The following is an 8,172-nucleotide window of genomic DNA, read 5'->3' as shown; positions in this document are numbered from 1 at the left end:
TAGCAACGTTACTCACAATGATGTCACTCACAACAACGCCACTAATAACCTTAAGCCAAGCCTTATTTGCTTGGCATCCATTGCGGGTACGCTCGATTATCCCTATGCCAGTCTTTATGCCAAAAGCAAACGCGCGATGATAGCGACGGCCAGTGCTTATCGATTGGCGCTTGACCCTTATAATATTCAAGTGACGTGCATTGCTTCAGGTTATATCGATACCCAAGCATTGCGTGATTTGAATGATGGTGATGCCAGTCACAAACCATTTATCATGAGTACGCAAACAGCGGTAACAAATATCATGAAAGCGATTGACGACGATGTTGAGTTGGCCGTGTTTCCAAAATCGATGCGCTACATTACTCGCACGCTAAACCATTTACCTAAGCCTGTGCTCAATTGGATATTACGTAGTAAGCTAGATAAGCCTGCTTAACCAAGCATTGTCTTAATCAAAAATAGACCGCTCATCCAAATATCCAGTAGAACAAGGTAAATAACGGCACCCCAATTAGTAAGCTATCCACCCGATCTAATACGCCACCATGTCCAGCCAGCATCGTACCAGTGTCTTTTACCCCATGTTGGCGCTTAAATGCTGATTCTAATAAATCCCCCGCAATACCGCTCACAGCCAAGCTGTAGGCTGCCAGTAAGCAAACCCACCAGCTAAAAGGCGTGAGTAATAATCCTAGAAACGAAGCCAATATAGCCGCACAAAAACTGCCAAAAATAGCGCCTTCAATGCTTTTGTTTGGGCTAATGGTTGGGGCAAGGCCTCGTTTAAACCATTTCCGGCCTAGTAATCGTCCACATAGATATTGAGCAATATCGTTGAACTGACTGGCAAATAGTACAAACAGCAATACGCCATATTGCTCACGTTGCCAGGTTAGTTGTTGTAAGGCGATAAGGCTGATGATCAGTAAAATAAAAGCAGCGCTAAAGACGATGTCTAATATATTTAAATGTGCAGATGCATCGATAGGTGCTGAGATAAGGGCTGAATGTTTCTCATCAATGCCATTTTTCGGTTGTAGTCCGCGCGCCTGTAGTTTACGAATGAGACCCGCTTTGCCATTTAAGCACCATAAGCGTTGAAGCTCGTAGCATCCGCGTAGACCGATTAAAACAAAAAAAGCAATGAGTAGCCACTGGTAAGGATGATAGTGAGCGTATGGTTCGTGATACTCTAGCTTAGCAACGATATAACATAGACATAGCGCGGTCAGCATAAACCACCACGAGCGGGTAATCAGATAAATTTTAGGTAGGCGAGCTCGCAGGCGAGGTAGGGCAAGCATCCCCCAAACTAAACTTACAACGGTCATGAGTCCGATGACAAACAGCAGATCAGTAGACATATTTTCAGCACTTTAAAAGGTGTAATCAATTCCAAATAGATTGGATACGCTGTCAGAACCGCTCAGTCTACTTTTAGATAGCAGTTATTGTGCTAGATTCTGACTGGTTGATTATAGGCTGAATCGACCAATTAATGCTACCTTCTCTCGTACCTAATAACGGCTCAAGCACACTTACCTGAGGAATAGTCGCTATATCTGGGTAGTCCTTTCGATAATGACCACCGCGACTTTCAAGACGTTGATAAGCCGATTGAACGATTAATGTCGCCAATTGTAATTGCCTTGCTAATTGGAAATGTGAGAGTGGTTGAGAAGCAAGGACTCTGTCTGTTTTTATGGATATTTGTTTTCTATTTATCTCATTATGATGGTTGTTACAGTTAGCGTTATTGGCACTGCTATGAATAGCACCTAAATCAGGTTTTGCTAGCCACTGTTGCCATTGTTGTATCTGTACAAGTGCGTCTTCTAACTGCTCAGCATCACGAGTAATACCCATATTGGCTGTCATCAATCGCTTTAATGCAGCCGTTTTTTCGGTGATTGCAGTATTAAAATGGCAGTATCGTCTAGCTCTATAATGATCAGGTAGGTTGGGGGCTGACGGTGTGCTATTAGGAACGATAATTGACTGAGTGTTTTCAATTACAGGTGGTGTCCAAGCATCAGCTAAGACTTGAGATGAGTGTGTGTTATTGGGCAAAGGATTTAGTTCAGATGTTTTTGCTAAATAGCGCGGCAAATCAGCGGCGATATTTCGTCCAACCACCACACACTCTAACAGTGAATTACTGGCTAAACGGTTTGCTCCATGCAAGCCTGTATACGCCACTTCGCCTGCGGCATAAAGACCAATGACATCAGTCAAACCATTGGCAGAGGTAACCACGCCACCACAGCTATAATGAGCGGTAGGAGCCACTGGTATAGGCGCTGTCGCAATATCAATGCCAAGCGTTAAGAGGGTTTGATAAATTTGTGGGAAATGCGCTTGCAAAAAATCTGTCGGTAGGTGGCTAACATCAAGGTGTACGTAGCCCATATCATTGTTTTTAATTTGCTCAGCGATTGCTCTTGCGACGATATCTCGTGGCGCTAGTTCTACGCGCTCATCAATATCGAGCATAAAACGTTTGCCTGTCTGCGGGCAATACAGCCGTCCACCTTCACCGCGCAGTGCTTCAGAGATTAAAAAGCTGCTATCGCCTAATGCCAGTCCTGTCGGGTGAAATTGAATAAACTCTAAGTTTGCCAATCGGCAACCTGCTTGCCACGCCATCATCACGCCATCACCGACACAGACATTTGGCGCACTAGCTCGTTTAAATAGCTGTCCCAAGCCGCCACTGGCCAGTACGACAGCTTGACTATAAACCGTAAGCTGACGTTGGTTGTTATGATCAAAAACAAGTGCCCCTTGGCAGCGGTTATCTCTATTATCTTTCAGTAGACTTAACGCCTCATGATGAGGCAGTATGGTAATGTTGGATGCCGCTTTCACTTTTATGATCAAGGCTTCCATAACATGTCGCCCAGTAGCATCCTCAGCGTGGGCGACTCGTCTACAGCCATGCCCACCTTCTTTGGTTAGATGTAGGTCACTGGTTGTTAAGCTATTCGTCCGCTGTACTTTATTTGCTGCTATCGCATGTTGCTGTAGGGTCGGCGTAAAGGGAACGCCTTGCTCACATAACCATTGAACCGCTTGCTGTCCTGCACTGAGGATATCAGTGGTATTATTGGCGTCACATAATCCTGCGCCAGCGATGAGCGTATCGCTAATATGGTCGGTAACCGAGTCGTTTTTATCCAAACTGGCCGCAATACCACCTTGCGCATAATGACTTGAACAAACCTCTAGATCGGCTTTGCTCAGTACCATGATGCTTAGTGATTTTGGTAGTGATAGCGCAGTACTTAAACCAGCCAGTCCTGCACCGATGATTAGCACGTCTGTTTGCTTGATATTATCCGCGCTCATACTAGGCTGCCCCAACGTTAGCGAATAGCGCACGGTCTTTTATGATGTCACCACTGGCAGCGACTTGTTGCTTTTGTGCTTCGGCAAAATCAAGCATACGTTGTAAAGGTTTGCTAGCTGCTGCTGCCAGCTCAGGCGTCATCAATACTTCACCACTACGCTGCGTTAAGCACTGTTCAATACCTTTTAGACCATTCATTGCCATCCAAGGACAAAACGCACAGCTCTTACAACTGGCGCTTTCGCCTGCGGTTGGTGCGGCTAAAAACCGTTTGTTTGGTGAGCGTTTTTGCATCTCGTGCAAGATACCCAAATCAGTCGCCACAATAAAGGTATCGGCATCCATCTCATAAGTTGATTTTAATAATTTGCTAGTGGATCCGACCACATCGGCAAGCTCCACCACGCTATCAGGTGACTCAGGATGGACTAATACCTTAGCGTTTGGATATCCTTCTTTTAACTGCAACAGCTCAGTAGCTTTGAATTCATTGTGTACCAAACAAGAGCCTTGCCACAGCAGCATGTCTGCACCAGTCTCACGCGCAATGTATTTGCCCAAGTGACGGTCAGGGCCCCAAATGATGGTTTCACCTTGGGCATGTAAGTGGCGGACAATATCGATACCAACAGATGATGTCACTACCCAATCCGCACGGGCTTTGACCGCAGCGCTGGTGTTGGCATAGACCACGACCGTACGCTCAGGATGGGCATCACAGAATGCGGAAAATTCATCAACAGGGCAGCCCAAATCAAGCGAGCATTCGGCTTCTAAATCTGGCATCAGTACCGTCTTTTCCATACTCAGTATTTTGGCCGATTCGCCCATAAAGCGTACACCTGCGACTACCAATGTCTGTGCGCTATGTGCTTGACCGAAGCGTGCCATCTCAAGTGAGTCACCAACGCAACCACCAGTCGCTAATGCTAAATCTTGAATAAAAGGGTCGACATAATAATGTGCGACCAGTACGGCATTGTGTTCTTTTAGCAGTTTCTTGATATTAGCCTCAACCACCAAACGCTCAGATCGTGGCAGATCTGCTGGCATTTTTGCTTTGGCATATTCGATATTCATGCGTGCGGCAATATGATTATCATGGCTCATGATGGGTGCGTCATACGGATAAGTTTTCATAAGTACAAACCTCTAGTGCAGTAACGACAAGTCATCTGCCGCTAAAAGTGATATCAACCTCAAAATACGATTGGCTGTGCCAAATTAGTCCAATTTAAGACATCGTATTGACAGGTTTTTAATTATGCTCTTTTTGAGCATAAATACAAGTGGTTTTTTATATACTCCTTTTAATAGAGTATGTATTTGTGCAAAATGCTTTCTCTCACTTCTCACTTTTAGCCGTCGATGTTCTTTTAGCAGTTGATGTTTACAACGGTAGACTGTGATAGTTATAGATTCACGCTATACTAAGTCATACGATAAATAATAAGTGTGATGGACTTTTTATTGCACGTTAAAAGATAAAGTTTATTGCACGCTAAAAGATAAAAGGATAATTACTAAAATCATGACGTTGTCTTATTCACATGCGCATCAGCAGGGTAGCGGAACCACTGAGGTCGTTGCGGTTCTAGTTGCGATTACAGATCATACGGCACGAGTACTCACAGTTGATCAAGGTAAATTGTTGCCTAATGGACCACTCATGCCTTTACATCGCTCGCTACAGTCTGGCGTACGGCAGTGGGTAGAAGAACAGACGCAGCAGCCACTGGGTTATTTGGAGCAGTTATATACCTTTGTCGATACCAATAGGCGTAACGTCGATGGTCATGCGTTGGTCTATGTGAGTTACTTGGGATTGGTGCAAGAGACGCAAACGCAGCAGCTGCAAAGCAAGGCAGTATGGCGAGATTGGTATGATTATTTCCCGTGGGAAAATCACTTGGAAGGCAAGCCTGATATCATTGTGAATCTCATTGTGCCTGCATTGTTAAATTGGGCAAATGAGGCCGCTGATTCAATCACGCAACAGCGGCGGTATCAGCGTATTGGTTTGTGTTGGGGGTTGAGTGAGAGGTTTTTAGCAGATGACGATATTGAAAACATAGAAGCTATCAATAAAAATGTTAGCGAGCATATCCATGACAGTAGAGAATGGGTTGCTGAACATGTGTTACTGCGCTACGAGATGCTTTATGAGGCAGGATTGATTCCAGAGTCTACTTATTACCAGCCACAAAAATTGCCAAAAGACTGGGCACAGATAATAGGTACGCCGATGTATTATGATCATCGCCGAGTGATTGCTACGGCTATTTCAAGGCTGCGTGCCAAGATTGAATATCGCCCGCTTATCTTTGGTTTGATGCCAAATGCCTTTACCTTGTCGCAATTACAGCAGAGCGTAGAAGCGCTCTCAGGAGTGCGTTTGCATAAGCAAAACTTTCGCCGTCTGCTAGATTCTCAGAATCTAGTAACGGAGACAGGGGAGAGTAGTAGTGCGCAGCGTGGTCGTCCTGCCAAGCTTTACCGGTTCTGCCATGATATTGAACTACAAAGTTTATTGATGGATAGCAAATTGCCTAAGCGCAAATAAACATTCAAATATTATTGCACTCCCTAAACTACTATTATGTTCTATGCCTATCGATTTTATCAACCGCATGAAATAGTGTCATTTTCTTGCAGGGTCATGAACTTTACGTTATATTTATGCTCACTTTGAGTTTAATACAACAGAATAGCAGCATTATATTAAGGGTTATCTATGACAAGTAACAAAGAACCTGCATTGAATGACGTATTGCTTATACCTCTAGTAGAAGCTGCTTTAACCGAAGATTTGGGTCGGCGCGGAGATGTGACCTCCCAAGCCACGATTCCTGCTGATATGCATGCCCAACTAGAGATTAGAGCGCGGCAGGTAGGTGTGATATGCGGTATGGATTTGGCACGTTTGTCCTTTGCACTGGTTGATGCTCAGATTGAGTTTACCGCTCAAGTTGATGATGGTGAGCTGGTTGACGCTGGTACCGTATTGGCTAGTGTTCGTGGTAATGCGCGTCATCTGCTAACGGCAGAACGCACGGCGCTTAATTTTATGACTCATCTCAGTGGGATTGCGACAGAGACCCGACAAATTGTAGATAGCGTGGTTGATTATCCAGCGCAGATTACCTGTACACGTAAAACCATACCAGGCCTACGTATTGTCCAAAAATACGCAGTACGATGCGGTGGCGGGCGTAATCACCGTCTAGGATTAGATGATGCTATCTTAATCAAAGACAATCATATTGCCATTGCTGGCGATATAAAAAAAGCCATTCAGCAAGCCCAAAGTTTTGCAGGTCATCTCATTCCCATTGAGGTAGAAGTCGATACTTTAGAGCAACTAGCGCAAGCATTAGATGCTGGGGTGAGTTTGGTTCTTTTGGACAACATGTCACCTGAGCTATTATCACAAGCTGTGGCTATGTGCCAAGGTCGAGCTAAGACTGAAGCATCAGGTGGTATCACGCCAGATACCGTTAAAGCGGCTGCCCAATCAGGTGTGGATTTTATTGCTATGGGCTACCTAACGCACAGTAGCACGGCATTAGATATTGGTTTGGACTTTCATGCATAGATAATATAACTATAGGTGATCCACTATAAAATAAATACAGCGATACGGGTTACATTTTTCGCAGCCTCTGTCTGCGTAGGCACAGCAAGCAAGAAAAATGTATCTCTTTTATTTAGGACTGACTATACATAAAGTTAATGATTTAATTGGCTTATCTCCCTATGCTACAATATAAGCCACAATGCTATTTTCACCGTTTATTGGGTCATCGTTGCACTCGCACGATGGCCTTAATTTTTTCAGCAGTTGTATCTCAAATAAACAAGTGAGTGCTCAGTGAATACTGAAATCATCAAGATAATCTTAGCCTTTTTGGTATTGATTAATCCGTTTAGCGCCTTGACGTTATTTTTGGATTTAACCCGCGGTTATTCAATGAATAATCGACGTAAAGTTGCGCGTGTTGCCTGCTTGACGATTTTTATCACGATCAGTTTTTTTACCGTAGCAGGTGAGGTTTTACTAAACGCACTTGGTATCTCGATAGGTTCGTTTCAGTTGGCAGGTGGTATCTTAGTATTTCTAATTGCCCTCAATATGATGAATGGTGAAGGCAATCCAGTTAAGCCTGACCAAGAAAACTTCGATGTCGATCATGTACAAGATTCACCAGCTTCGATGGCAGCTGCTGTGGTTCCTCTTGCTATTCCGATGATGATTGGACCTGGTGGTATTTCCACGGTTATTATTTATTCTGCCCAAGTCTCTGGTGTGAAGGAAGTATCTGCCATCATGATTGCTGGACTGTTTATTAGCTTGTTTTGCTATGCAGCATTAATGGCCGCAGGTCGCATCAGCCGTTTGTTAGGAGATACAGGGCTTAACATCATGAGTCGAATTATGGGTATGCTACTGGCTGCAGTCTCTATCGAAATCATCGTAAACGCATTACGTACTTTGTTTCCTAGTTTGGCATAATGGCTTTGTGTATCATATCAGCGTCAATTTTTATCCTTTCACCCTTCAGGCTGTAGAAAAAATGACAGCCTACTGTTCGTTAAAGCTAGTTATCAGTTTAAATTGGTCATCAGTTAAATCTAACATCAAGAACTAATATCAAAAATATATCAAAAAACTGTCAATTAAGATGAGTTGTCAGTTGCCTTTTACTACTTCCTGACTATTACAAAACCGAGAATTTGATTAAAAAAACCATTTTTTACAGCGTAGCTATGCCTAAAATAATAGCGATAAATCACCAAAAGTATTGAGAATAAACATCACC

At 43.7% G+C, this 8,172-nt stretch carries 7 protein-coding genes; 4 read left to right on the top strand and 3 right to left on the bottom strand.

Annotated elements, in window-relative coordinates; all coding sequences use genetic code 11:
• Positions 1 to 439: SDR family NAD(P)-dependent oxidoreductase (locus tag ACT3RN_RS13210; RefSeq protein ID WP_444518707.1), on the top strand; the 439-nt coding region annotated here is incomplete at its 5' end.
• A 31-nt stretch (positions 440 to 470) separates the two neighbouring features.
• On the opposite strand, the gene ACT3RN_RS13205 is transcribed toward ACT3RN_RS13210, so the two are convergent.
• The 3 genes from ACT3RN_RS13205 to nadA form a co-directional block, all read right to left on the bottom strand.
• On the bottom strand, positions 471 to 1,367 hold the full coding sequence (locus ACT3RN_RS13205) for a phosphatidate cytidylyltransferase (RefSeq protein WP_192519246.1): 897 nt from the start codon (positions 1,365 to 1,367) through the stop codon (positions 471 to 473).
• A 73-nt stretch (positions 1,368 to 1,440) separates the two neighbouring features.
• Positions 1,441 to 3,351: an L-aspartate oxidase gene (nadB, locus tag ACT3RN_RS13200; protein WP_192519247.1), complete on the bottom strand. Its 1,911-nt coding sequence runs from the start codon at positions 3,349 to 3,351 to the stop codon at positions 1,441 to 1,443.
• Between the two features lies 1 nt (position 3,352).
• Positions 3,353 to 4,492 carry a quinolinate synthase NadA gene (gene nadA, locus ACT3RN_RS13195; protein ID WP_192519248.1) on the bottom strand — a complete coding sequence of 380 codons (1,140 nt, stop codon included), beginning with the start codon at positions 4,490 to 4,492 and terminating at the stop codon, positions 3,353 to 3,355.
• A 391-nt stretch (positions 4,493 to 4,883) separates the two neighbouring features.
• Here nadA and ACT3RN_RS13190 point away from each other — a divergent pair, with 391 nt between their 5' ends.
• From ACT3RN_RS13190 to ACT3RN_RS13180, 3 genes are all read left to right on the top strand, one after another.
• Complete coding sequence (locus tag ACT3RN_RS13190) at positions 4,884 to 5,915, top strand: NUDIX hydrolase (RefSeq protein ID WP_192519249.1); 1,032 nt, start codon at positions 4,884 to 4,886, stop codon at positions 5,913 to 5,915.
• Positions 5,916 to 6,086: 171 nt separating this feature from the next.
• Positions 6,087 to 6,947, top strand: a complete 861-nt coding sequence (gene nadC / locus ACT3RN_RS13185; protein ID WP_192519250.1) for a carboxylating nicotinate-nucleotide diphosphorylase — start codon at positions 6,087 to 6,089, stop codon at positions 6,945 to 6,947.
• Positions 6,948 to 7,223: 276 nt separating this feature from the next.
• Positions 7,224 to 7,865, top strand: coding sequence for a MarC family protein (locus tag ACT3RN_RS13180; RefSeq protein ID WP_192519251.1), 642 nt, complete (start codon positions 7,224 to 7,226; stop codon positions 7,863 to 7,865).
• Positions 7,866 to 8,172: the final 307 nt, after the last annotated feature.

This window comes from Psychrobacter sp. AOP5-GZ1-6 (genome assembly GCF_052376345.1).
Taxonomy (GTDB): Bacteria; Pseudomonadota; Gammaproteobacteria; order Pseudomonadales; family Moraxellaceae; genus Psychrobacter.
The sequence above is the reverse complement of the archived record's forward strand: the minus strand, read 5'-3'. Positions and strand labels throughout refer to the sequence as shown.